This is a genomic window from Clostridium sp. ZS2-4, from assembly GCF_026719745.1.
In the GTDB taxonomy this organism is placed as follows: domain Bacteria; phylum Bacillota; class Clostridia; order Clostridiales; family Clostridiaceae; genus Clostridium_H.
The window spans coordinates 1-1,796 of sequence record NZ_JAPPRQ010000084.1; the positions used below are offsets into that span (position 1 = coordinate 1).

General features: G+C 28.5%; 3 protein-coding genes and 1 pseudogene. All 4 read right to left on the minus strand.

Annotated features, from left to right (window positions below; translation table 11 throughout):
- Positions 1 to 458: pseudogene (locus OIO11_RS11730) on the minus strand (late control protein D); the annotation flags it as partial.
- A 37-nt stretch (positions 459 to 495) separates the two neighbouring features.
- Positions 496 to 894 (minus strand): DUF4280 domain-containing protein, encoded by a 399-nt coding sequence (locus OIO11_RS11735; RefSeq protein WP_268071656.1) that lies wholly within the window; start codon positions 892 to 894, stop codon positions 496 to 498.
- Positions 895 to 1,096: 202 nt separating this feature from the next.
- Positions 1,097 to 1,282 carry a transposase gene (locus OIO11_RS17265; protein WP_442781299.1) on the minus strand — a complete coding sequence of 62 codons (186 nt, stop codon included), beginning with the start codon at positions 1,280 to 1,282 and terminating at the stop codon, positions 1,097 to 1,099.
- Positions 1,283 to 1,447: 165 nt separating this feature from the next.
- The coding region (locus OIO11_RS11740) for a transposase (RefSeq protein WP_268071658.1) at positions 1,448 to 1,796 on the minus strand (349 nt) is incomplete at its 5' end.

Sequence of the window (1,796 nt, forward strand, 5' to 3'; positions counted from 1 at the left end):
GTGCATTGCGTAAAGCTATATCCTGAATAATCTTTTAAAATTGTTCCTATTACTTCATCATATGTCATATTAACATTTTGAAATGACCTGCTTTTTTCTTTTATATCTAATTCAAAACTTGATGTAAGTGCTTGTATTTCTAAATAATAAATTCCATTTACATGGCTTGTCCTTATATTTTGCACTATTCCATTAAATATTATTTTGCTTTTGCTTTCATTTACTACATTAATATCTACAGTACTTTCATTATAAGAACTTTCATATTCTATTTCTTCATAAACCCATATTTTATCATTAGTAGAAGCATTTATAGCAGCTTGAAAATTTACTGATTCATCTATCAAACATTTTAAATACAAGTATCCATGTTCATTAGGTTTATTTTCAATTTCTATATTTTCTATCTTTAGTAATTGATACGGTGATTTAACCCTTAGTGCATGAACTGCTCCCATTTATACTCTCCTTTCTTTGCTATATTCTCTATTGCAGCTACTCTTCTTCTTGACCATTACTTTCAAAGGTTATTTTTCCTCCATAATAGCAGGCAGCCCATGAGTCTTTTGTAAGTGCTGCTTTTCCTTCAACCAATGTATCTTCTTTAACTTCACTCCAATCCTCTAATATTTGCACACGACACTTTTTTCCAGGTGGAAGTTGTTGTTTTCCATATTCATCTATCAAATAAATATCTTCACCTTCTTGACATCCTCCCCTGCATATTCCAAAGTAACTAATATTCTTGTTTACTACCCTATCACTTTTATTCATCATTGGCTTTCCATTTACATATGATCCGTGACTTATTGGCAAATTGATTTTTCTTGGATGAGTTCCTTTGTCACATCTCATTTTTGCCCCTCTAACTATATAATACCCTGAATTATTCATAGATTTAAATTTCACAGTCTAATTGTAAAAAATTAGGTTGGAATTTGAATCTATCTTTTATTTCGTGTAATTTTTAATAATTGTTTTTCTATATATTTTGAAATTAATCCCACTTACAATTTTTGTATTTTTAAAAAGGGTATACTACTCCCGTGAAATATATTTATTTTGAAATATTTTACTTATTTGCAACTTATGGTTTTTATGCGTAGCATGGGAGCTGATTAATTTTCTCAAGAATATACCAAAACTCTTTTTTGTACACGCAACTACTACATAATTTAAACTTTAAGTACCTACCCGTTTTTATTACTTTAGCAGCTACTTTAATTATTTTGGTACGTATTGTTTCTACTCTATTTTTTTTCATGCTATCGCTCAATGTCATCAACTTAATATTGAAAAATATGGATAATGTACTTTGCTGTTACTAATTTCTTAAAAATAAAGAATTATAAAAAGTAGTTCTATATTTTTTTTGCATAAGAAACAAGCCATAGAAATGTAGAAATTTTTTTCATGGCGTTAGCAAGAATATTCTTTTAAGTTTATTCTATAAGCTGCGTTTTTTATTTTTTCGATACTTTCCCCTTGTAAACTTTTTTATACGTGGATTTTGTCTGTCGGGCCGTATAGGCACACTGCTTTTAGAAACTTGCTTCATAATATCCTTATAAATTCTATTCCTTTTCCTTAGACTTTCTTCGAGGAACATCATTATAAGCTTGTCTTTTAAACTACCAATTAAAATATTAACGTTTGTTTTATATTCATATTTATTTTCTCTTTCAACTGCTATAATTTCATCACTATCTTTTCGTGCTAATTCAACCATGTTTGATAGATAAATAGATGCATAGAAGTCTTGTTCTATTGCTATTTTAGTTGTACCTGTAAAATTC